The 25,076-nt window shown below is 37.0% G+C and carries 18 protein-coding genes; 11 read left to right on the forward strand and 7 right to left on the reverse strand.

Annotated elements, in window-relative coordinates; all coding sequences use genetic code 11:
• Positions 1–102: 102 nt before the first annotated feature.
• On the reverse strand, positions 103–267 hold the full coding sequence (locus IPM47_10845; GenBank protein QQS27409.1) for a DUF559 domain-containing protein: 165 nt from the start codon (positions 265–267) through the stop codon (positions 103–105).
• A 2,136-nt stretch (positions 268–2,403) separates the two neighbouring features.
• Here IPM47_10845 and IPM47_10850 point away from each other — a divergent pair.
• Entirely contained in the window at positions 2,404–2,880 is a 477-nt protein-coding gene (locus IPM47_10850; GenBank protein ID QQS27410.1) for a DUF1572 domain-containing protein, read from the forward strand.
• A 63-nt stretch (positions 2,881–2,943) separates the two neighbouring features.
• Entirely contained in the window at positions 2,944–3,468 is a 525-nt protein-coding gene (locus IPM47_10855) for a DinB family protein (GenBank protein ID QQS27411.1), read from the forward strand.
• A gap of 68 nt (positions 3,469–3,536) precedes the next feature.
• Here IPM47_10855 and IPM47_10860 read toward each other — a convergent pair whose 3' ends face one another.
• On the reverse strand, positions 3,537–9,002 hold the full coding sequence (locus IPM47_10860) for a PKD domain-containing protein (protein QQS27412.1): 5,466 nt from the start codon (positions 9,000–9,002) through the stop codon (positions 3,537–3,539).
• Positions 9,003–9,701: 699 nt separating this feature from the next.
• Here IPM47_10860 and IPM47_10865 point away from each other — a divergent pair.
• Both IPM47_10865 and IPM47_10870 read left to right on the forward strand, forming a co-directional pair.
• Positions 9,702–10,268, forward strand: a complete 567-nt coding sequence (locus tag IPM47_10865; protein QQS27413.1) for an RNA polymerase sigma factor — start codon at positions 9,702–9,704, stop codon at positions 10,266–10,268.
• The gene (locus IPM47_10870; GenBank protein ID QQS27414.1) at positions 10,261–11,670 is read left to right on the forward strand and encodes a PorT family protein; all 1,410 of its coding nucleotides are present in this window, start codon (positions 10,261–10,263) and stop codon (positions 11,668–11,670) included. The genes IPM47_10865 and IPM47_10870 overlap by 8 nt, the downstream gene beginning before the upstream one ends.
• Before the next feature lie 59 nt (positions 11,671–11,729).
• On the opposite strand, the gene IPM47_10875 is transcribed toward IPM47_10870, so the two are convergent.
• Together IPM47_10875 and topA are read right to left on the reverse strand one after the other, a co-directional pair.
• On the reverse strand, positions 11,730–12,647 hold the full coding sequence (locus IPM47_10875) for a hypothetical protein (protein QQS27415.1): 918 nt from the start codon (positions 12,645–12,647) through the stop codon (positions 11,730–11,732).
• Between the two features lie 26 nt (positions 12,648–12,673).
• Positions 12,674–15,226, reverse strand: a complete 2,553-nt coding sequence (topA, locus tag IPM47_10880) for a type I DNA topoisomerase (GenBank protein ID QQS27416.1) — start codon at positions 15,224–15,226, stop codon at positions 12,674–12,676.
• Positions 15,227–15,710: 484 nt separating this feature from the next.
• Here topA and IPM47_10885 point away from each other — a divergent pair, with 484 nt between their 5' ends.
• Both IPM47_10885 and IPM47_10890 read left to right on the forward strand, forming a co-directional pair.
• Positions 15,711–16,415, forward strand: coding sequence for a thioredoxin fold domain-containing protein (locus tag IPM47_10885; protein ID QQS27417.1), 705 nt, complete (start codon positions 15,711–15,713; stop codon positions 16,413–16,415).
• Positions 16,416–16,445: 30 nt separating this feature from the next.
• Complete coding sequence (locus IPM47_10890; protein QQS27418.1) at positions 16,446–17,219, forward strand: enoyl-CoA hydratase/isomerase family protein; 774 nt, start codon at positions 16,446–16,448, stop codon at positions 17,217–17,219.
• 111 nt (positions 17,220–17,330) lie between these two features.
• Here the strand turns inward: IPM47_10890 and IPM47_10895 are convergent, their stop codons facing one another.
• The gene (locus IPM47_10895) at positions 17,331–17,696 is read right to left on the reverse strand and encodes a T9SS type A sorting domain-containing protein (protein ID QQS27419.1); all 366 of its coding nucleotides are present in this window, start codon (positions 17,694–17,696) and stop codon (positions 17,331–17,333) included.
• A gap of 370 nt (positions 17,697–18,066) precedes the next feature.
• Here IPM47_10895 and IPM47_10900 point away from each other — a divergent pair, with 370 nt between their 5' ends.
• Positions 18,067–19,143, forward strand: a complete 1,077-nt coding sequence (locus IPM47_10900; protein QQS27420.1) for a hypothetical protein — start codon at positions 18,067–18,069, stop codon at positions 19,141–19,143.
• 112 nt (positions 19,144–19,255) lie between these two features.
• Positions 19,256–20,047: an alpha/beta fold hydrolase gene (locus tag IPM47_10905; protein ID QQS27421.1), complete on the forward strand. Its 792-nt coding sequence runs from the start codon at positions 19,256–19,258 to the stop codon at positions 20,045–20,047.
• A 218-nt stretch (positions 20,048–20,265) separates the two neighbouring features.
• Here IPM47_10905 and IPM47_10910 read toward each other — a convergent pair whose 3' ends face one another.
• Positions 20,266–21,504 carry a hypothetical protein gene (locus tag IPM47_10910; GenBank protein ID QQS27422.1) on the reverse strand — a complete coding sequence of 413 codons (1,239 nt, stop codon included), beginning with the start codon at positions 21,502–21,504 and terminating at the stop codon, positions 20,266–20,268.
• A gap of 171 nt (positions 21,505–21,675) precedes the next feature.
• Between IPM47_10910 and IPM47_10915 the strand changes: the two genes are divergently transcribed.
• From IPM47_10915 to IPM47_10925, 3 genes are read left to right on the forward strand one after another with little or no spacing between them, the layout of a single operon-like run.
• On the forward strand, positions 21,676–22,356 hold the full coding sequence (locus IPM47_10915) for a hypothetical protein (GenBank protein ID QQS27423.1): 681 nt from the start codon (positions 21,676–21,678) through the stop codon (positions 22,354–22,356).
• The gene (locus tag IPM47_10920) at positions 22,326–22,787 is read left to right on the forward strand and encodes a hypothetical protein (GenBank protein QQS27424.1); all 462 of its coding nucleotides are present in this window, start codon (positions 22,326–22,328) and stop codon (positions 22,785–22,787) included. Before IPM47_10915 ends, IPM47_10920 begins: the two co-directional genes overlap by 31 nt.
• 32 nt (positions 22,788–22,819) lie before the next feature.
• Positions 22,820–23,020: a hypothetical protein gene (locus IPM47_10925; protein QQS27425.1), complete on the forward strand. Its 201-nt coding sequence runs from the start codon at positions 22,820–22,822 to the stop codon at positions 23,018–23,020.
• Positions 23,021–23,413: 393 nt separating this feature from the next.
• On the opposite strand, the gene dnaB is transcribed toward IPM47_10925, so the two are convergent.
• The gene (gene dnaB, locus IPM47_10930) at positions 23,414–24,949 is read right to left on the reverse strand and encodes a replicative DNA helicase (GenBank protein ID QQS27426.1); all 1,536 of its coding nucleotides are present in this window, start codon (positions 24,947–24,949) and stop codon (positions 23,414–23,416) included.
• Between the last annotated feature and the right edge of the window lie 127 nt (positions 24,950–25,076).

A 25,076-nucleotide genomic window follows, 5' to 3' on the forward strand; every position in this document is an offset into this window, starting at 1 on the left:
ACTTTTTACTTGCTTCGTAGGGGGAAGTTGTGGGTTAAGGGGTAAACAATAAACGGTTTTGTACAGTCTGTTTTATTGATTCAAACTCTGCTTTTGTATGTGCTATAACCGCTTCATTTGTAAAGCTATGACTTTAATTCCGAGTTGTTCCAGTTCTGCAGTTCGAGCAACATCGTATTGGTACTGTTCTTTAATTTGGTGGATAGAACCGTCAATTTCAACAACCAAACTTGCCTGATGGCAATAAAAGTCGGCAATAAAATACAAAAGGGGGTGTTGTCTTCTGAATTTAACCCCACAACATTGGTTTTTTCATCGGTACTGCCAACAATCCCCTTCTGACTTTTAAATTGTGCAGATTCCAAGTAAGAAAAATATTTTTTCTTAGAGGAAAAAACTTTTTTCTTTGAGGATAAATATTTTTTCTTAGAGGAAAAGTTCTTTTCCTAAAGGAAAACTAATTTTTCTTAGAGGTTTAAATGTTTTTCTTACAAGTAAACTAATTTTTCTTTGAGGAAAAAAAATTTTGTCTGGAATAAAAAAATATTCTCTTAGTGGGTTTGTGATTTTTCTTACAGGATAAATAATTTTTCTTAGAGGAATAGCTCTTTTTCTAAAAGAAAACTAATTTTTCTTAGAGGAAATAAAATTTTTCTTAGAAGAAAAAAAAATTTCCTTGTAGGAAAAATATTTTTTCCTAAAAGGAATTTTCAAAAGTCAACCATTTTTTAGCCGGTTCTTTCCTTGTTGTTCAAATGTTTGCAAAATATATTTGCAAAACATGTGAGGGTCAAAAACAAACAAAGCTCCTTACATTTAAGGATTTGACAACTATAACCGATTTTTATCTAACCTTAAAAAACCAAATATTCAAAATATTTAGCTAAAAGTTGAACTAATTTATAGTTTACTCCTATTTGGATTGATTCAGTGATAAATCTATCACTAATTTTTCAATATAGGTCAAGATATTGTTAATTTGTGTTTAACCGTCAGATTTATGATGCCACTTTAAGTAGTGTTTTTGTGAAAAGGAAAGTGGTAGTTATTGTGTAAGGCGGGTTATGTGTTCTCTTTTTGTTTATTGCTTTACAAAAAGTAGCAGTTTTAGGGCTTTCTTACTTTTCAATAAAGAGAGGTTGGGGTTAAATTAACGTAGGGCAGGTAATAGAATCCTTTTTTTATCTGGTTTTTGGTATTGTTAAGCGGCAATTCAGAAGGCGCAATTCAGATTGTAATATTAAAATAGTTCATACAAGATAATGGCTGTTGATATTTTTTGGAACTGAAACAATTTTATTATCCTTAACCCGTAGGGATAATATATTGGTAGCTACGAAAAAGAACCCGTTATCATCATTCAGAAGGAATGTAATAAAGGTTGTAAAAGATGTTGTTCTATGTAAATTACATGCCTACGGTATTGAGATTCCACGTATCGGCTGTTCTACCAATATAATATGCCTACGGCATTGCATTTATCCCAAAACGCAAGATTTTGGGATGTACAGAACAATTGGATTAGACTAAAATGAATTTGCAATCCGTATAAGAGATCGAAACCTTGTTACCTTATTTCTGATTGCTTTTTTAAAAGTCACCTTTTCAGGGCTCTTTGACGCTTGGTGTTTGTTTGTTACAATTACTACACCGCATCGAGGTTGTATTTTTGACGAGCTTGCCGACCATTTATCGCTCCACAAGCCCACTCTTTTCTTATAGAACGCCCGATAATTACCCAGTTACAAAACCTGTTTGGTTTAAATACAATAACTAATATTCTGAATTAAATTTGACGGAGTAAACCAACTAACTTAAATGTGGGAAAAGAGATGGGTTTATACCAATACCCTACATCATAGTTTCAATTTAGTCTGAATGGTAAATTTTCGGTTCTTAATTTTGATTCTTTTTAAAGTATGTTCAAACTTTTCATAAAACACAAGCAACAGAAGATCCAATAATTTTACAAACTGAATGTTGTTTATACAAATTTAAAAGGCATCAAAAATGACGGATTATTGGGGATAACTGATACTTAGCCAATAAAGTGTCGAAAAAACAAGATTCAAAAGGAATTTTAATTGCAATTTCCGGCATTTTAATTGTTTTTTTCCTCTTAAAAATTGTAATTTTACTCAAGGGAAAGTCAATTTTATCTTATAAAATTGAAACTTTTTTTGCCCCATATTCACACTTTTTTCAATAAAAACAGCTCCCGGAATGTTAAAAATGCAGGAAGGGTATTTTTTTTATCAGGATTGCTGGGGTTTTGTAAATTTGTCGTTTTGAGCCGTCGAAAGGCTGCTCTTAGTATCAGTTTGATGACATTAGTCTTTCAAATCTCAAATTGACTGAACCCAAAAAATAGTCTATTCCACCATTATAAATCTGTGACGAACAATGCAAAGAAACTTAACTTTAGCAAGCCGTCTTCGGGAAGTGTTTCTGAATGGCCATTGGATTGCAAACACAAATTATAAAGAGCAGATACAAAGCATTAATTGGCAACAGGCATCTCAAAAAGTTGAAAACTTAAACACTATAGCAGCACTGATCTATCATGTCAACTATTATACGGCAGGTCTTTTAAGTGCTTTTGAAACCGGGAGACTTGAAATTAGTGATAAATACAGTTGGGATTTTCCGGCTATTACTTCTGAAACTGAATGGGATCAATTGGTATTTGAGTTTCTGACGAATTCTGAAAAGTTCGCAGACAAAATTGAAGAAATGGACGACAAAATTTTTGACCAACCCTTTATAGACGAAAGATACGGCACCTATCTGAGGAATATTGAAGGAGTTATTGAGCATAGTTATTACCATTTGGGGCAAATTTCATTGATTAAAAAAATACTCACTCAAAGTAAATCGTAAAAATTCGAGGCCGAATTTCAATTGATATCCAATCTATGATTTACCTTATTTTAAACTGCCAATATGAAGAAGTCAGACATCAAAAAAATGCCCGCATATTTTGACCGGTATATCTACCTGACGGATGATGTATCCTATTCCGAAGCCCTTCAAATCAGCTTACAAGAATTGGAAACTGCCCCCAAAGACAAATGGATTGCTTTAGGCGAAAAAGTTTATGCCGTTGGTAAATGGACGGTGAAAGATATTTTGCGGCATCTGATTGATACAGAAAGAGTGTTTGCCTATCGAATCACAGCAATAGCCCGTGGAGACAAACAACAAATGACACCTTTTGACGAGGAGGCTTATGCCGAAAATACAACAGCAAACAGCAGAACGGTGGAGGATTTGTTAGCCGAATTGATTCTTGTTCGCAAAGGGACTATCTCGATGTTTCAATTTTTAACCCCTGACATGTTACATCAAACCGGCAACGGATTTAACGGAATGCAGTATTGCCCGCTTTCATTAGGCTTCATGTTGGCCGGACATCAGCGTTGGCATTTTAAGGTATTGGAAGAAAGATATTACGGACTTTTGAGTTAGAAAACGTTACCGGCACTTTTTAATAATTTACATTTAAAAAAAGCACCGGTAACGTGAATATTATCAGGTTATTGAACAATTAGTTTTTGAGTGATCAGACCTGAGTTGGACTGAAGGGCTACCCAATACATGCCTTTGGCAAATCCGGAGGTGTTGATTTGATGGGTAAAATCACCTGCCGTATTCAGCTTTTCGGTATAAACTTGTTTTCCTATAGCATCGTAAATTCTCAGATCAAAAACATGACTTTGGTCAGGAGCTGATATTTGCAGGTTTACCATGCCGGAATTTGAAGGATTTGGATAGATTAACAAAGTTGACTTTGCAATGGGGTCATTAATGCCGACATCTTCAACTACAGTAACAACCTGACTACCGCTTCGGACACAACCATTGGAGTCGGTAACCGTCAGGGAAACTGTATAAACACCTAATGCACCATAAAAAGTAACAGGGTTGGCAATTTGTCCTACTGCAGTTTGACCATTACCAAAATTCCATTGCCAATAAGTTGCGTTTTCGGTGTTGTCCATAAACATAATGGGACTGTTTATTTGTATGTACTGAGGTGCAGTAAAGTTAACAAACAATACTCCTTCGACTGTTACGGGCACGGTTACCGATTCACATCCTACCATATTGCAGGAAGTCAATACAACGTCATAGGTTCCGCTTTGTAAATAAGAATGTAGCGGGTCTTTGTCGGTCGAAGTATTGCCATCTCCAAAATCCCATGACCAACTGTCGGGGAAATTTCCGGAAGCATCGGTAAATTCTACAATGCCTAAACAGTTATCGGTTACTTCATAGCTAAAACCAGGTACAGGCGGGGTGGTAATAATTACACAATCCCAGGTAGCAACAAAGCCCATATCTGTGCCAAACCAACCAAAGGTTGATTCCTGAATGGTGATAGACCCGCCGGTTGAGGTTACTGTTCCTCCGTTTGGCAATGTAGATCCGGTAAAAAATCCGAGTACGGGGCTATTAACATCCGGTCCGTCATAAATGATGATTTGATCGGCAAATTCGATGTTGATATATGAAAACTCGGAAAATGTCAGGCTGACTTGTGTCGCACCTGGAGGTGAAATGGTAACAATACCACTTGAACCGGCCAGATAATTTTGGTTGCCTCCGCTATCCATCAATACTCCATGACATTCGGTGATCGGTGTTACTCCCGAAAATGGCATATTTATCGTATCACAGTAAACAGAGTTGAAATCAACGGTAATAAAATTGGGAAATACGATTTCATCACAACCCAAATCATTGCAGGCTTCGAGAGTTACGGTATAAATACCGCTTTCAGCGTAGCTGTGAATGGGGTTTTGAATTCCGGCCGTAGCTCCGTCTCCAAAGTCCCATGACCAGGAGGTGGGATTGTTTAGCGTTTGATCATAAAAATAAACATTGCCATCGCAGGAATAGGTGGGTTGTGCAAGAATCTGAACCTGCGGGAATGCCAGTACGGTCATATTGCAGGGAATTACCACTATTGGATTAAAGGGGTCGTTGGTAAAGAGCACCAAATCAAAAGTATAAACACCTGCCAACAATCCGGAAGCATCAAAAGTAACATTGATGTCAAATGAATTTCCAACTTCGTTAGTGCCTTCCGTAGGTTCAAAACTAATCCAGGTTGGTGGCGCTCCTCCCCAGAGTAAAGCGTTGCGGAGCATGGTAGTTCCCGGCGTAGTGAGATCTGTAAACACATCTCCTACATAAATTACTTTGCCATTTCCAACCTGACGATAGGTTAAAGTTGACCCCCCCGAAAAAACATCGGTCAGCGCAACTGCATCGGGATTTGTCATTTGATATGCGATGCTGTTATTTGAGCTGGTATAGTTTGAGCCCAAACCCGTACTTAACGGATGGGTATCATCTAAAACAACAACTGGATTGTTGAACAAAAATGCCCAGATAAAACCACTAAATAAACCGGATTGTGTGATACAAAAATCGCATTGATTACCTAAATAAAGGACTGCCCCTCCATTTTGAACAAATTCGGCTAAAACAGGTGCCATGGCTGCAAAAACACTGCTACTTGCGGTAAAATTTTGATCCGGTATTAACAATACCCGTTTATTTTGCAGTAATTCCGCCATTGTAGATGGATCTTCGGTATTGGATTCTTCAAATGTATAGTCTAATCCGGTTGATTCCAAAGCAGCCGCAACGCCGGTATAATTGAAAATATTTACCTGATAGGTCCATGCCAGAATTGGAATGGTTGATCCTCCATTGCTTGTAAATTCCAAAGGCCCTGCGCCGGTATTGGTCAGTGTGATGGTTTCTTCCGCAGTTTCACCGGCCAATAAAGTAATATCTATCGAAGCAGGGTTAACACCAATCACAGGTGCCCCTTGTCCAAATCCGGTTGCACTTACCGTTAAATCGCTCACATTGTTGTTGATAAAAATCTGTCCGTTCAACAAAGCTATTTCTGTCGGTACAAAGGTGATATCCAACATCATATCTCCAAATGGAGGCACAGTGGCGATTGCAGGATTTACTTCAAATTGAGGCAAGGAAGAACTGATGTCTAAAAATAAACTATCCGTACCCGGATTGCTGATTTCCATTGACAAGGTTTTTGTATTGCCGATGATCACGTTGCCGAAGTCGAAAGAAGTAGTTGAAACTTCAATGGCCGGTATTCCTATTACTGTAAGGGTTACAGGTACTATGATTTGAGGAGCAAGCGGGTCGTTGTTTGAAATTACAATTTGTGTAGTATAAGTACCTCCGACTAAATCGGTAGCATCGAGGGTGATATTAAGCGTTTCAGAGGATGGATAACCTACGGTTCCTGAAATTCCGGAAATGCTGAACCATTGCAAAATATTCTGCGTGGCAATCCATTTTAAGGCATTAGAAATGACTAATGAGCCGGATAAATCCGCACTTCCAAAATCATGACCTATATAAATCGCACGTCCTGCTCCGATTTCTCTGAAACAAACAACATCTCCCGGATTAATATCAAATCCCGGTTGTTGAACCAATCTGACTATGTCTGAATTAAAAAACATCATGGGAGTAATTCCGATTGGAGTATAAGGATTGTCAACTCCTTCAACAACCGGATGGGAGGTGTCTAAGATATTGCACATCATTCCGGAATTGAAACTGCTGAACCCATCAAAAAAGCCGGAATGTAGCACGGGATTATCACCCCAGTTAAAGTTGCCCAGAAATATTACATGCCCGCCGTTGTTGACAAAATTTTGCAAAACCGACTGAAAACTGTTAAACAGGTTCATTGCATTAAAATCAATAATCGCAGGTACGAGCAGCACATTGACATTTTGGAGCAATTCGTCTAATTCCGTTGAACTGATCGTGTTGGTTGTACTCAGTTGATAATCCGTAAAATGTGCATTGATAGCAGATATGGTATTAGCGTATGCTCCCGCATCGCTTCCGTTGGTATATGCTAAAACCTTGAGCTGTTGCTGAAAATAGGTAGTATCAATATCATAAAAAAGAGGACCCAGACCATCATTAAATATGGTTAAAGGAATAGTTGAAGTTTCGCCAACATTCAAAGTCTCGTTTATGGCAACCGGATTTACCGTAGTTACCGGTGCACCTACTCCGGTACCGCTAACCGTGATAAAAAAATTGATGATATTGGTCTCAATGGTAGCTGTTGCAAAATAGGGCGCAATTTCGGTAGGTACAAATCTCAGTTCAACACTCTGCGTTGCTCCTCCACCGTACAATGAAAAATTAGAAGGTTCAGTACTAAATACAGGGTCTGAAAAAGTGATATTGAATACTTTTAGAGAATCCGTTCCGGGGTTAGAGATAATGATATTATATCTTGCAGTGTCGTTTTCCAACACTTCTCCAAAATCATGCGTGCTTTCGTTGATGGCAAAACTGGGAGTTCCTGTAACAGTCATGTTGCATGGAATTACAATTTGTGGTGCAGAACCATCATTTGAGTTGATCACTAAGTCTTGAGAATAAAAACCGCCATAAACATCTGTTGCGTTAAACTCAAGGTCAATAGTAATGCTTTCTCCGGGAGCCAGGGAGCCGGTATTTTCTGAAACATACAACCAATCAATCCCACCATTGACAGACATTAAATCTTTGGTTGTTTTTACACAATTTGACATAATGCGATCCATATCCGCATTATGATACCGAAAATCATGTCCTACCAAAATGGCTCTTCCTAATCCGATGTTGCGATAAGTAACTACATCAAATCCGCTATATCTAACCAATCGAACAGCATCAGGATTGGTGATATCGTAATAGAATGTAACAGCAAGGGCATTATATGGGTCGTTCACTCCTTCCATGATCGGATCTGAAGGAATATTAACATTTAAAGAACCGCTGTAAAAATTTTGATAAGTACCACTAAATAATCCGGTATTGAAAATACAGCCTGCCTGATTGGTTCCATTAATAATTATAGTTCCGCCGTTTTCGGCAAACGTCTGTAAAATGGGAGCAAATGAACTAAATGCTGCAGCATTACAGGTTTCTTGTTCAGGAATCAATAACACATCCTTGTTTTGAAGGGCAGTTGCAAGTTCAGATGCATTATAGGTCGTTATTTCTGTAAGTTGATAATCTGTAAAATAATTGTTAATAGCTAATAGCGTGGAGGGGTATTCCTGAGTTAAATCTGCTCCGTTTATCAGGGCAAGCACTTGAAGTTCTTTGTTTTCTATCAGGTTTGCACCTTCAATATTGAACACCAAATCACCGGTTCCGGTATTTGTTATGGTAAAAGAATAAGTGGTGGAATCGCCATGTTCCAATGTTACATCATATCCGGTATTTGGTTCAACCGAAATGGTTGGTGGTTCTTGAACAAACAACTCAAAAGACTCAGTAGCCGTAGTACCTTCACAATTAGTAATGGTCAAACTAACCGTAAATGAGCCGGAGCCTGCAAAAGCATGAGTAGGAATAATGTCTGTACTTGTATTCCCATCGCCAAAATTCCAGAAGTAATCCTGATAATCAGGATTTGAAGGCGTAAACAAAACAGGAGTATTGATTGGAACATCAGTTTCGCTGACAGTAAACTGGGCATCGGTCGAACTGTCACCGGCTTGCCAAACAGCTCTGAATCCGGAATTGGAGGGTGGAGGAGGAGGGAAAATAATTATATCACTGTACATTTCGATGGTAAATGAACCGGTAGTTGAAACAAACGGCAAACCTCCGTTTGGTAATTCATTACCGGTATATGAACCAATATAAATATCATAATTCGGACCATCATAAATGGTCAGATAATCCATATTGATTCCCAGTTCGAACTCGGTAAAAGTTAAGGTTAAAGGACAAGAAACAGTTGAAGGGCTTATCACAATTGATCCGTAATTGCCGGGGGTATATAAACCCTCTCCACCACTATCTAAAAGAATACCTGAGGTTGAAGTTTGAACAGGTCCTTCGCCATTAACAGGCAATAAAACTACATTTTGAGCATGCAGGTGGTAAAAACTGCCAAACATTATGGCAATGAAACAGGTAAAAAGACTTTTCATAAAAAATAAGTTAAGTTTTAATAATTTGGAGGTTTTGCTTCCTGCTTTATTTATCAATATAAAGCCTGAAAATAATTTGTGATGACTACGAGATTTACACAAAGATAAACACTTGCCTTGTTTCATAATCCTTTATTATATTTATAAGGGTTAAGATTGTTTTCAAAAAACTGAGTATAGCAGTGTTTAAAATTGACTGCAACAACACAATAACGATAAGTTAAAGGCAAAAGATGCCTCGATGTATAGCTGAATTTACCTTTGTAACATGCCCGACAATTTGATTTAAAGGCATAAATCAGGTACGGTTTATTTTAATAAAAGGTAAGGCAAAATAAATTATTCGCGGTTGAAAAAAAAGTTTTACGCTAAAACCGGTTCATGTTAATCAATTTTGGTCTTTATTATTTCTGAACTTAAAATCATTTCAGAAACAGAAAATACAGGAATTTTAACACCATGACTTATCATACTTATCAGTTGCCATAAATGACATTAAGTTTCAGGGAAACAGGAATTAAATGATTAAAAAAGGTTAAAATTTTCCATTTAGGGCTATACCAAAACTAAAACGATTGCGTTACTAACACGTTAAAGCGGGTGTATTGTACTGTAATGCCGACCAATTCTAAAAAAATAATTTTTTTAGAGTAGGCCATACAACTATTTTGTTTACTTTTATATCTACGTATCAGAACAATGAAGCCACAGCAGCAATATTCAGATGAAGAGATTATTAAAGGGTGTATAGCCTGTAAAAGGCTATATCAGGAGCGTTTGTATGCCAAATTCTCTGCAAAGATGTTTACAATCTGCCTTCGATATGCAAGAGATTATCATAGTGCGGAAGATATCTTACAGGAAGGATTTATAAAGGCTTATATAAACATAGAAAAATTTAGAAGTGAAGGCTCTTTTGAAGGCTGGTTAAGGCGGATTTTTGTCAATACCGCAATTGAACATTTCAGACGTTCAACCCCAATGTATCCAATCATGGAAGTTACACAAGCTGACAATCACACCGTAAATGAGGAGGTAGTTGAACACCTTGCAGCTAATGACTTGTTAAAAATGATACAAACCCTTTCACCCGGATACCGAACAATCTTTAACTTATATGTCATCGAAGGATATTCACACAAGGAAATTGCCGAAATGTTAGGGATCAGCGAAGGAACTTCTAAGTCACAACTGGCACGAGCCAGATATTTATTACAAGAAAAAGTTAACAACCAAAATAAATACTCAGAACAAGCCTATGTCTAAAAGACACATTGACGACGTTTTTAAGCAAGCGCTTGAAAATCACGAAATTTCACCCCCTTTTAAAAACTGGGATGGAATTCAGCATCATTTGCCACGCCCCAAGCCTTTTTATTTTCAAACCGCCTTTAAGGTGAGTTTGGCTGCATTTTTCCTCATGGTCGCAGGAATTGGCTCTTTAACTATCCGGCAAAACCTATTGGTTCCGGACGAAAATCATTTGGTATCAAATAATACCAATTCCGATCAAACTATTTCACCCAAAGCAAAACCGGATAACCCAACCGGAGAAGAAAGTTTATGGGCTGTTTCTGAAATCAACCAATCAAACCAACTTTCAAAAACTCAAAATTCTAATCCTAACTCTTTAAATATCAATACGATATCGAATAAAACCAATACACTAAATCAGTTCTCAAATCCTTCTGTTGGCACAACTAAAGTTCCGGTCAAAACCTCTAAATATTCAAAAAAAGCAAATTCCGGACTAAAACAAGTTGGTAATGTTGCAAAAAGCCCGGATTTAAAGTCAAATGAGATCTCTAAATCTCATCAAAGTAATGTTTTAACAAACATTAACTCAGGTAAAGACCTTGCTATTGCTACAGATCAGGTAAAAAGCGGTAATATTGCACCAGCTTTAGAAAACGACAGTCAAACTGATAACGATCGTTTGGAGAGTTTACCCAAATCTGAGTTATCTCAGGTTTATGAACCAAATAATGCCAAGCACAATGTTATTAATTCTGTCGGATTAATTGGCAAACCAAAAAAGAATAAAACAAATGGCCTTTATTTTGGTAGTTTTTATGGTGTGCATGTTAGTCGGTTACTCAATAACCAAGCACTAAACGCCACTAAAAATGTAGAAGACCTGAAATACAGAATGCATTCAGGCAACTCTTACGGTTTTATAAGTGGTTATGATTTTTCATTAAACTGGGGTATTCAAACCGAATGGGCAGTCAGATCAACCCAGGGGCAGTTAATCAGTTATAAGCCCCTCGAATCAGTGACCTATCGGGAAACTCAGATTAACCTTACTTATACCAACATCCCTTTGTTGGTGAAGTACAGATTTACCCGAACTGCAAAACTGACTAAACAGCCCACTACACTTAATGTATTGGCAGGAATTCAGTATGGAATTTTGAAATCAGCAGAAATCAATCTGAACAATCCGACAATTCATACCAATTTACTCAAAAAAAGCACCTGGGGTCTTGTTACTGGTGTTGATTATGATCTTTATCTGAGTAGAAACTATTTTCTTTCTTTTGGCGCAAGAGCCGCCTTCTCTACTTCTTCTGATAGTTTCACTAAAGTGGAAATCCCCGATAAAAACAGCGCAAATCATTTATTATTGGGGTTGAGAGCAAGTTTCAACTATCGGTTTGTTCGATAATAAACTGCATTTAAAAAATTAAAAAAAGCCCTTACAACTTTTGGTTCGTAAGGGCTTTTTCATGTTAAATATTTTCCGGTTAATTCTAAAAGTTGATTGACTTCTTCCGCTTTGTTTTCCTCCGATTTGTCAGTTGTTATCTTAAAATTAATCAACAAAGTATAAACTGCACGCACATTTGTGTCGGGATAAATATTTTTGGAGGCAGGTTGTAATCCGTACAACTTTAAAATGCTGTTTAAATCTGATTTGCTCAATCTTGACCCTCCTGTTGAAGGATCTGTCAACAAATCTAAAGGGCGGTAATAGTCTGAATGATTTGGGGTTTTAAGGACTTCTTTTACAGATTTTTTCAAAAATTTACCGGTACTTCTGTTAAAAGCACCGGCAAAAATTTCCTTACCATAACAAACAGGAAAAACCGAAAGTCCTACCCGTTGTGCAATATAAATATAGAGGAGTACATATAAGGATGCATGTCCTCTTTTATAAGCTAATAAATAGTTGAGTGCGAAATTATGAGTTTCCGGATCATCGTTGACAATCATACCATAAATAGTAAATAACACCTCTGTTACTTGTGATAACATTTGAAAAGTGGTCATGTTTGCCTGAAGCCTGACTTCTATATCGTCACAAATATCATTGATTCTATCTTCTATTTTGGTTTCAGAAACAGAAAATGTGGGGTAAATATATTGCGTAAGATATAATAATGGAGCTAAAAGAGAAGTATCGGTATTTCTAAGCCAATCTTCGAACTGATGATATACTTTTGTAAAATTAATTTTTTGGAGAACATACTCCAACCTTTCTGTTTGTATTTCATTCAAATCCATTTTATTGGAATAGCAGATATCGCGGAGTTCATGTTCAATATATACCCCTTTAGCAATCATATCTTTGGCGACTTGTTGCCATATATCATCATCATCCAGCAATTTTATTAAGGTTGAAAGCCTGTATTCAGGATTCATGATATGTACATAATCCGGTAAAAAACCTACTTGACCTTTTTAGTGCTTGTTTTTTTAGAAGCTGCCTGAGCAATCAGTGTTTTACATTCAGCTAAAGTAATTGTTTTGGGATCCGCATTTTTAGGCAGGGTAATATTAAGTTTTCCGGTTTTGATATATGGACCGTATCTCCCATCTAAAACTTGGATGTTTCCGTTTTCAAAAGATTGAATTGCATTCGTATTGGTGGTGGTTTTAGCAGATTTTTTCCCCTTTTTGGGCTCAGCAGCATCCCCATCTATCAAAATTAAACATTCTTCGTAGGTCAGCGTTTTTGCGTCTTTCGACTTAGGAATTTTAATATTCTTATCTCCGGCTTTAATATAAGGTCCAAATCGTCCGTTAAGTACCTGAATATTTCCGTTGTCAAAAGTGTGAATAACCTTGTTGACTTCGGCAATTCTTTTTTCCTCAATCAGGCGTATCGCCTGGTCTTCCGTAAACATTAAAGGGTCAACATCTTTTGGAAGGCTGTAAAACTTATTGTTATGAACTACATAAGGCCCGAAACGCCCTACACCAACTTTTAAGGTTTTTTCTTCAAAAGTTCCGATTTCTTTTGGCAAATTAAACAGACTTAGTGCTTGTTCAAGTGTTATGGTGTTGAGCGTTACAGGAGGTAAAATTGAAGCGAACTGTGGCTTATCTCCATCTTCATTTGTCCCGATTTGAACCATTGGTCCAAATTTACCTAACCTTGCAGTTACAGGTTTACCGGTTTTGGGATCGTTTCCTAAAAGCCTTTCACCGGTTTCGCGGTCCGCATTTTTTAAAGTATATTCAACTGTTTCGTTAAAAGGGTAATAAAACTCCCCAATTGTTTTCGTCCAAACTTGTTTGCCGTTTGCTATTTCGTCAAATGCCTTTTCTATATTAGCTGTAAAATCGTAATTGACAATATTTTCAAAATGTTTAACTAAAAAATCGTTGACGACCCTACCGGTATCTGTCGGAAATAATTTTGCTTTTTCCACACCGATTTTTTCTTTCTCCGATGTAACAACAATTTGATTGGGTTTAGATTCATGTGGGCCGGATAACGTTAAAATTCGGTAAGCACGCTCAATGCCTTCCCTGTTTTCTTTAACAACATAACCCCTTTGTTGAATGGTACTGATAATTGGTGCGTATGTAGAGGGTCTTCCTATACCTCTTTCTTCCAGATTTCGCACTAAACTGGCTTCATTATATCTTGCAGGAGGTCGTTTGAAACGCTGAATGGCTTTCATATTTTTAAGATCCAATACTTGCCCGATTTTTAGAGGAGGCAAAATGGTTTCTTCTTCGTTTTCATCATCATCATCGAGCGATGAGGCAATATAAAGTTTTAAAAATCCGTCAAATTTAATGACCTCCCCTTTAGCTTCTAATTTCTCTTTTACTGTTGAAATAGCAATCGAAACAACAGTCCTTTCCAGCAAGGCATCACTCATTTGAGAAGCCATTGCTCGTTTCCAGATAAGATCGTAAAGTCTTTTTTCGTCAGAATTTTCTCCGGCATTCTGCACATCAAAATAAGTAGGTCTGATTGCTTCATGTGCTTCCTGTGCCGAATCGGATTTTGTTTTGTATTGACGTTCTTTCCAGTAATCAGTTCCAAACATACTGGAAATTTGTTTTCCCATTGCTTCCCGGGCTGTATTGGAAAGATTAGTTGAGTCCGTTCTCATGTAGGTGATCTTACCGGCTTCGTATAGTTTTTGTGCAACTTGCATAGTTTTTGCGACCGAAAACCCTAATTTTCTGCTCGCATCCTGTTGCAATGTTGAAGTAGTAAACGGGGGAGATGGGGATTTTTTTGCCGGTTTTACTTCTATTTTATCAATGGTAAAAACTGCTCCGATACATTTTTGTAAAAACTGTTGTGCATCGGCTTCAAGTGAAAAAGGTTCAGAAAGCTCAGCTTTAAGAATAGTCTGTTTGCCGTTGTAATCCTTGATATTGAAATAGGCATATACCTTGTAATTGAAAGATGAATTGAACTGCTCTATTTCACGTTCTCGCTCCACGACCAACCTAACTGCAACAGACTGAACCCTACCGGCAGATAAAACGCCTTGTCTTGCAATCTTACGCCATAAGATGGGGGATATTTTAAACCCTACCAAACGGTCAATCACCCTTCGCGCTTGCTGAGCATCTACAATATTTCTGTTGATGATCCTTGGATTTTTTACGGCTTGTAGAATGGCCGGTTTTGTAATTTCATGAAAAATGATTCGCTTGGTCTTTTTTTCATCCAAACCCAATACCTCACATAAATGCCATGAAATAGCTTCACCTTCTCTGTCCTCGTCCGTCGCTAACCAAATATCTGCTGAAGATTTTGCCAGTTTTGTTAACTCTTTAACTACTTGCGTTTTTTCTTCCGGAATAATATAACGCGGGGTAAAATTGTTGTTCACATCAATAGCATTATCGTCCTTTGGCAAATCGCGAATATGCCCTTTACAGGAAACAACGGTAAAGTCATTGCCCAAAATACCTTCTATCGTTTTAGCTTTTGCAGGAGATTCAACTATAACTAAATTTTTAAGCATGAACTTTTCTTTTGCGATTGTATTACAACAATCATTTTTCATCAAATACTTTCCAAAACAAACTCGATGTTCTAATTTGGGAACAAAGGTAAGATACTTTCATAATCTTACAAAGAATGTTTTTCGTAAATATAAATACAGTTGATAAACTTTTAGATTTTTTGCTTGTTTGGACATCAAAAGCACAAGTTAATATTTTAAATTAATTGCACCCCTTGATTAACCTATCCAATATCGAGCCAATCAAGATGTTGTAATAACCATTAAAGATTGTGTACATGCAAAATCGAGTAGTCAATTCAACTATTTAACTTTAAATAAACACAATGTACAATATTTTAATCTTATAGCATAATAGTTGAACCTTCACCTATATTGAGCTATGAAGATTCAAAAAAAACATCCATCTTTATGAATAATTTCAACTAATCTGTATAGTTGATGTGTTCATTGGTAAATCCAAAAAGTCCAAAAAAAAATTTCTATGAAGTATCTTTCCATTTTCTCAATTTTTCTTGCTGCTTTGTTAGGTTCGTGCAATACACAACAAGAAGAAAGCAATAACACCAACAACTCAAATTCAAAAGCCCAACCTGCAAATTCCAAAAATAATACTGTAGGAGACAATTCTCAAAAATCAAATGCGCTCATTAATTGGATAACATTTGAAGAATTAGAAACCAAAATGAAACAAGAACCGCGCAAAGTGGTGGTAGATCTTTATACTGATTGGTGTGGTTGGTGTAAAAGAATGGATAAGGCGACTTTTCAACATCCGGAAGTAGCTGAGTATGTCAATAAGAACTTTTATGCTGTTAAATTTAATGCGGAAGGAACAAATCCTGTCAAATTTAACGGACAAAATTGGGAGTTTATGCCCAATCCAAACGGAAGAAAAGGAACGCACCGTTTAGCGGCCACATTAATTCTCGGTAACCAACCAACCGGTCGTATTGGATATCCTACGATTGCCTTTATGGATGAAAAATTGATGCGAATTGATGCTTATCCCGGATACAAGACACCCGATAAATTTGAAGGTTTGATGAAATTTATAGCTGAAAATCATTATCGAAATCAACCTTTCGAACAATACATGCAAAAGTTCACCCCAACCATTCCAGCTAACCCAACCGGAAGTTTAACCCCTTCAAAATCAGATTCTAAGCCAGGAATAGTGGTTAAATAATCAACGAATATCTTAAAATAGCTGAAACTAATGGATTTTATTAAGGTTACTCCGGAATATGAACCACATATCGCTCTGATTGAACTAAATCGCCCTAAAGAGTTAAATGCACTGAACCTGCAGTTGATGGGCGAATTAAAAACAGCACTTAAGGAATTGGACAATCTTCCTGATGTCAGGGCAATTGTTTTGACCGGAAATGAAAGAGTTTTTGCTGCCGGTGCTGATATTAAACAAATGGCGGAGAAAGGGGCTATTGATATGTTTCATATTGATCAATTCAGTACCTGGGATCAGATAAAAAAGACAAAAAAGCCAATTATTGCGGCAGTTTCCGGTTTTGCTTTAGGTGGTGGATGTGAGTTGGTCATGCTTTGCGATATGGTCGTTGCTTCTGAAACAGCACAATTTGGTCAGCCGGAAATCAAACTTGGAACAATGCCCGGTGCAGGAGGAACCCAACGTTTAAGCAGAGCTATCGGAAAAGTCCGTGCCATGGAAATGGTATTAACCGGCACCTTCATTAACGCTCAGGAAGCTTACAAAGCAGGATTAGTAAATAAAGTTGTTCCTGTCGAATTATATTTACAAGAAACCATGAAACTTGCCAGAAAGGTAGCTGAAATGTCTCCTGTCGCTGTAAAACTTGCAAAAGAATCAGTGTTACAAGCCTTTAACAGCACTTTGGATGAAGGGTTGATGTTTGAACGAAAAAACTTTTACCTCACTTTTGCGAGCAAAGATCAAAAAGAAGGAATGAATGCTTTTATCGAAAAAAGAATTCCAAATTTCACCGGGGAATAATACATCAGGTTTTAAACGGTCCCTTAGATTTTAATTCAATTGCTACAAACAAAAAAGCCACTCTATTTTAGTGAGTGGCTTTTTGATGTAAACAAAATGAAAAAAGAAAACTTATTGCTTTATAATTAACCTTCCTGTTGAAACCCGATCGCTTCCTCTTACCAGAAAATAGAAGTACATACCTGCTTCCAAATCTGAAATATCAACCTCGGCAGCATTTGTTTGAATATCATTGACCAATTTTACCTGATTTCCGATGATATCAAAAATCTCCAAACGATAAGTTTCACGTCCGGTATTTTGAAAATGGAAGGTAGTCTTCTCTTTTGCAGGATTCGGTGAGAAAGAAGAAGTTACTTTCACAATGTCATTACCTCCTCTCGCTGATTGTTGGGCCGAAGCCTCTTGTATGAACCCTAAAGAGATAAACAAGGTTAGTAATGCTGCAAAGAAAATATAGGTATATGTTTTTTTCATGCGGAATTTTTAAATTTTTTACTACTTGTTTTTTAAACAACACTGCCGGAGAATAGTTTAACTTTTATCTGCAAAAACTTTACCAATTCTACAACAGGCAACTTGTTTTGAAAGAAAAATTCAACTATTCGACTTGCAAAACTAATATATCTATCTTTAAAAAACAACCTTGAATTTTTTCTTTTTTTCTGCACTCAAGAATTTAAATAAAGTTAGTAAAAACAATATTCATAAACAATTGTTAGAAAATTGATTAGAAAACTAAAAATTTCATACTGCAAAAAAAAGATTACTTTTTTGAAATTCTTTTAACCGTTTTTAACGCAGTTCCCAAACAATTTTCCAATACAAATAAATAACATTTCTGATAATGAATCGCAATTTGTTTTTAACTATACTACTTCTTGGTTTATCCTATCTGTCAGTTTACGCACAAGGAATTGCCACATTTACAGATAAATTTGGCAGATTCTATGTCTTTGATAAAGGTAATGTTCAAACTTTGGAGCCTCGCGAAGTAACAAATGTTCAGATGGGTGGTGATTATTTATTGTATGTTGATGCATTAAGTCAAGTGATTTACTACAGAAATGGTAAAAAACAAATACTGAATTATATGCCTCAAATCAATCTTTACAAGGCCACCAGATTTTACCTTTTGTCTTTGGAAGGCGGAGTTTTGAGAATCATCAGCAACGATACAAAAAAGGACTTAGCGCTTGGGGTAAATGCAACGTATGCTCTTGGAGACAGCATTGTTGCTTTCATTGATTTTGACCGTTTTTTAAAAGTATTTTACAAGAATCAACTTTTTGAAGCAACAAATGAACCTGTTAATGAATTTCGGGCAGGAGATAATTCGGTGGCGTATATAACAGAAGGTGAAAACTTCTATCTCGTCCACAATAATGAATTGCAACTCATAGACAACGCTCCTCCGCTAAACTATCAGGTAGGTAATAATTTTGTGGCTTATATTAACCGCTTCAATGAATTGTATGTGTTCGATAAAGGGAAAAACAAACAATTAGAAAGTGTCAGCCCTGTTAGTTATAAGGCCGGCGACAATATTTTGGCTTATGTTGATAACCTGAATAGTTTTAAAGTCTATTGGAATGGCAAAACAAAAGAACTGCTTCCTGTATTACCCCGGAGTTATGAGATTTTTGATAATACACTGACCTATATTGACGAAAGGGGTTTTTTAAATGTGTTCTATAAGGGGAAAAATATCGTCATCACCACGTTTACCCCCCCTGCGTTCAAATTTTTTGATGGAATAGTTGCATATACCGATTTTGACGGTAAACTTTATGCTTTTTATGAGGGCAATCAAGTGATGGTTTCCGATCAGATTGTCGAAAGCTTTGAAGTTCAGGGGAGAGTAATTAAATATAATATTCTGAATGGTGAAGCGAGGTTTTATTACAACGGTGAAAACTATTAAATTTTTTAAACATGGTTTGAGTTCTTTGTATCGGTCTTTTATAAACTTAACTTATACGAACAATCTCATTTAAATTACTTAAACCATTTACACCCTTTTAACTACATTTTCTTTGCATTTAAATTTTAAAAAATTTGGAAACAGTGGGGAACCCCTCATCATATTGCACGGTCTTTTTGGCATGTTAGACAACTGGCAAACATTAGCCCTTAGGTTTTCCGGACAATTCACCGTTTTTACCGTTGATCAAAGAAATCACGGAAAATCTTTTCATACTCCTGACTTTAACTATCAACTTCTTGCAGATGATTTGTATGATTTTATGAGAAATCATCATCTACCCTCAGCGCATATTATCGGACATTCAATGGGCGGAAAAACCGCTATGCAATTTGCGGTTAATAATCCTGAAATGGTGAACAAACTTATTATTGTGGACATTGCTCCCAAAGAATATCCTGCAGGACATGATATAATATTTGAGGCTTTCAATTCATTCGACATTAGTCAGGTTAGTTCGAGAAACGAAGCAGACGAACTAATGAGGCAACTTGTTCCAGATTTTGGAACTCGTCAGTTTTTGCTTAAAAACTTGACCCGACATAAAGACGGCTCTTATGGATGGAAATGCAATCTTCCATCTTTAAAAGCACATTATCTTGAAATTCTTGGAAACAGTTTGACCCCTTTTGATCAATTCAACAAGCCCACACTGTTTATGAAAGGTAGCCTTTCGGACAACTATATAACTCTACCCGATGACGAAACTTTTATCATTCACTTTTTTCCTTTAGCATCCATAGAAACAATCCCTAATGCAGGACATTGGATTCATGCTGAACAACCGGAAGCTTTTTATAATTCAGCAATGAGGTTTTTGAATGATAATCAGAAAAGTGAATAAGTGGGGTGATTCATTTTAATTTTTCATGGTTTAACCAATTCATAATCTAATACAAATAGAGGAAAAAGTTAGGCTGATTTAGTATATGCTTGTTTGATTTTAAAACTATAACCCAAGATGAATACCGGCCATTTTAGTTTAGAGTTAAGATACTAAAACTCTGTCTGACTGTTAGCAATACTTAACCCTTAAATTTAAAAATGTGCGGTTATTCCATCTTAAACCAACCCTAACTGTTCTTTTCGACGGAAATCTTTGATGAGCAGGTGATAAAACAAAACAGCTATGAGGTAAAATGCGGCAGTGATATAGATGATAGCACCGTAAGAAATTTCTTTTCCTCTCAAATAACGGAACATCAAAGCACTGAAAAACCAACTTCCCGACCATATTGAAGAAATGATGGCACTGACCAATTCCTGGTTTTTCTTACCGACATAATACATGGTCATTTGTGAGGTCATTGGGTTGGCTAAATTCATTAAAGGTTGACGAATAATGTAGCAAAAAGCTGCCAAATAAAAAGCGAATGTTCCCGCACCTAAAAATTCGGTGGTTCCCAACAGAATCAGGGCTGCTATGGACAACATTTGAGTTGCTGTAATGGCTTCGTATCCAAACCTGTTTTTAATTACCGGTGCCTGTAACGAAAAAAGTGCTACAACTACTGCCGTAATTGAGCCTAAGAGAGAAAAACTGCCCGAACTTAGTTTAAAAATATGGAAGAAAAACAAGTTCATGAACGGAATACTTAAGCCGGCTCCAACTGCAATTAAAAAAGTCGGGACAACTGCTTTTCCAATTACAACCCAATCATAATCAAACCGCTTCCCGTTTTCTTTGGAAGTGAATTGAGGAATACTTTCTTTGTTTGAAATCTTCCAGGTAAACAAAAAACTGAAAATCCCCAAGAGCGAAAAAATTTGCAACAGGGTTCTTTCGTCAAAAATCTGTACGTTGATACCCGACAACAAATAAATCAAAAAACCGGAAGCTATAGTGGCTAAGCTCCAAACAGATGCATTTAGCGAAATGCTTTCTGTATGTGTTTCTGTTTTGGTGTTTCGCAAAATAAAAGGAAGTATTGCTATTTGGTTGGCGGTAAAACAAAATCCCCAGATTATCATAGAGAATGCAATCAAAAGTGAGGATTTCCAGACTATCGCCTCTAATATGAGGAGAGAAATAAAAGGCAATATAGCTGATGACAAGAGCAATATAGGACGAATTGCTTTTGTTCGGATATACAAACCAAAAGGAAGCGCAAATACTAAGGCAGCCATAAATCTATAGGAAACAAAGGTGGCAATTTCACTGTCGTTAAAACCACTATGTGTCATATAGATATTTAAAATAAGGGTAAAAGAACTGTTGATGAGTTGCAAAAACAGTTCAGCCATCATTAGAAATAGTATATCTTTTTCTACATTCTTGTAATTGCTGAAAAATCGTAACACAAAAAAAGTTTTCAATCCGGACCGGAAATACCTTAATATAAAGGTTGTTCTAAAACCAAACCGTTTTGATTAAAGTTCAATTAACCCACAACATGGCTGCCACACATTAAAAAAAAGAAGGGAGGCGATATCTTTGTAATTTTGCGAATTGCAAACCCAAAATCAAAGTATATGCCTCCCAACATTCTGCCTTTAGAGTTATATAAAGACATCCTGTCAGTAGCAAAGATATTACAATTAAGGGATTTTCTGTACTGTTTTATGTGTATTCGATATGGAGTAAGTGTACGGAGTTTATGCCGCTATAGTAACTACTCTGTTCGCACTTGGTTTCGTTTTATGTCAGAGGACTACCTGTGGGAGCGCATTCGTATGAAGTTGTTTTTGAAGTGGGTGTATCAACCGGAGGAGAATTATATTATAGCCATAGACGAAGTGGTAGAAGGAAAAGTCGGGACAAGACCTATGGTTTGTCGAAGTTTTGGAGCAGCATTCAGAAATGCCCCATATTCGGGATTTGTTTTTTTGTGCTTCTCTGATAGCTGTGGGGAAACGGAAATCATATCCGATGGTGGTAGAGCAAGTCGTACAGACAGAGGGGGACAGGAAGCGGATAGCGGAACAGAAAAGAAGGCATTAGCTGGCAAGCAGCGCAGTGCCGAAGGCAGATGTTTGGTTCGTGGCAGGAAGCAAGGCAGCAAAAACCGACCCAAGCAGCCCAATCCTACGGCATCCTTTCGGGCATTCACCGCCTTGTTAAACAAGTTGCTTTCGTGCTTACCAGGGCATCAACCTGACCTATATGGTAGCAGACTGTGCTTATGCCTCGGGCAGATTATTTCTCTGCGGTAACAAAGACCGGACTTCACCTGATTACCCGTTTGCCTGTAAATGCCGCCCTCGTCTATGCCTACTCAGACCCAGTAGCCCCAAAACATCGGGGAAGACCCAAAAAATACGGAGAAAAAGTAGATTTGAACAACCTTGATAACCAAGAACTGAAAGACACCAAAACCGAAAATGGTCTCCTTACTCAGATATGGCAACTGCCCTGTTACAACAAATCCTTAAGCAAAAACCTGTTAAATGTGGGGATAGTAAAAATAACCAATTTGAAAACCCAAAAAGTAGCCTTCTCTAAATTTTGCACCACCGACCCTAACCTCGACTGGCAAACTATGATAGATTATTATAGTTTGCGTTTTCAGATTGAGTTTGACTTTCGGGATGCCAAACAATTTTTCGGACTATCCGATTTCAAAACTACACCTCGAAAAATCTGACCAATTTTGTTAATCTATGCTTTACCGCTACCTTGACGGCTAAAATTTTGCAGGCACAATATCAGGTTAAATACAATAACCCTAACTTTAGCATTTTAGACCTCAAAATACTCTGTAATACGCGTTTTACGGTCAAAACAGTTATTAAATTGGTACGAAAATCGCCCGATTCAATTTTTAATACTCAATTCGCAGACGGGTTTATGCCAACAGATTTGGTCAATGTCGCTTAAATATCTATAATATAGAAGAAAAAACACGACCGTCTTATCTTATATTTGTGGCAGCCTTGTTGAACCCATAAAACAATATTTTATTCAGGGGTATCAGTATTTTCAACAAAGACACTTTATGCAATATAAGTTATGTGTGGAAGGTAAAACTATATGGTTTGATTTTGCTGGAATGTAGCTGAATAAAAGAGCTAATTGGTAAAAATCACTGACAGTATATCAAAACATCACATGCTAACAAATCTAAAACCTTTTTGAATATACCAGAAGAAATAGGAATCTTAAACCCAAAATTTTGGATTTCAAGTTTTTATTTATCGAAGATCAAGGTGTTTTAGACAGTAGCTTTTAAAAACAAGAAAGTTTTTGGTCTTTTTTTCTTGTTTAGAAAGATTAGAACGGCACCTCATCCTCATCATTAAAAGAGTTGGTTTCTTCGTTGTCGGAACGGGAACTTCTGAAGATGATGTCGCCCAAAGGTTCAACAACATTTCCTTGGGTCATGTCGAGTGCCAGATTTTCAAACTTAACATTTTGCGGAATAAACTTCAGCCTGACCGTATCGGTTGGTCCGTTTCTGTGTTTGGCCACTATTACTTCAGCCACACCTTTTGTGGGGCGATTTTCCAGATCAAAATCAATATGATAATATTCAGGACGGTATAAAAACAGCACCATATCAGCATCTTGTTCAATAGCTCCTGATTCTCTTAAGTCTGCCAATTGAGGGCGTTTATCACCACCTCGGGTTTCTACTGCCCTGCTTAACTGAGATAAAGCAATTACGGGAACTTCTAATTCTTTGGCGATGGTTTTAAGGGTTCTTGAAATATTGCTGATCTCTTGTTCACGGTTGACGTTTTTTTTATCTGCTGAGCTGCCGCTCATCAATTGCAGATAGTCAATAATAATAAGTTGAATGTTGTGTTGCATTTTAAACCGGCGACATTTAGCTCTCAGTTCAAACATGTTGATGGCCGGTGTGTCATCAATAATAATTGGAGCTTCAGCAATTTTGTCAATTCTGCTTGTCAACTGAATCCATTCATAAGATTGAAGGTTACCACTTCGAAGCTTCTCGGAAGAAAGCCCGGTTTCTGCCGAGATTAAACGATTAACCAATTGCAATTTTGACATTTCGAGCGAAAAAACAGCAACCGGTCTTTTGAAATCTACAGCAGCATTTCGGGCAACTGTCATTGCAAATACAGTTTTACCCATTGCTGGGCGTGCAGCCACAATAATTAAATCTGATTTTTGCCATCCGGCAGTCAATTTGTCTAAAGCCATAAAACCTGAAGGAACACCGGTTAATCCTTCGGAGTGGTCTTTTAATTTTTCGAGATTTTTGATTGCCTGAGCTACCAATACGTTCATGGTTCCATAGCTTCGTCTCAGATTTTGCTCGGTAATGTTAAACAAAGATTGCTCGGCAACATTTAGCAAATCAAATACATCAGTTGTTTCTTCATAAGCTCCTTGAACTATCTGTGTTGAGGTTCTGATTAGTTCTCGTAGGATAAATTTTTCCGAAATAATCCGGGCATGATGTTCAATATTGGCCGTTGTTGCTACTCGATTTGTCAGTTTGGAAACATAATAGGCACCGCCAACTGCTTCCAGTTTCCCATTTTTTCGAAGTTGTTCGGTAACAGTCAGAATATCAACCGGTTGAGCTTTTCCGAATAAATCGTAAATTGCTTGATAAATATGGCGATGAGCTTCCAGATAAAAACTTTCTGGTTTTAAAACGTCAATAATTTCAGCAACGGCATCTCTATCCAACATCATTCCTCCTAAAACAACTTCTTCCAAATCTAATGCTTGTGGAGGAACTTTATCAAATACAAAGTTCGACAAGTCGGTATTTTTATTAAAACTTCCTGTTTTAGTTCTCAGGTTCTTGAGGTTATCTGGTGTATCTGACATAATAGAGGGATAATTTATTTGTGAACCATTGAATGAAACTTTGCCCAACCTGTCTTAAAATAACAGACAATTTACCTGCCAAGTTGCTATTCCTATTACTTTACCCGGTTAACTTGGTTTTTATTTT

This window comes from Sphingobacteriales bacterium (genome assembly GCA_016700115.1).
Classification (GTDB): Bacteria; Bacteroidota; Bacteroidia; order Chitinophagales; family UBA2359; genus UBA2359.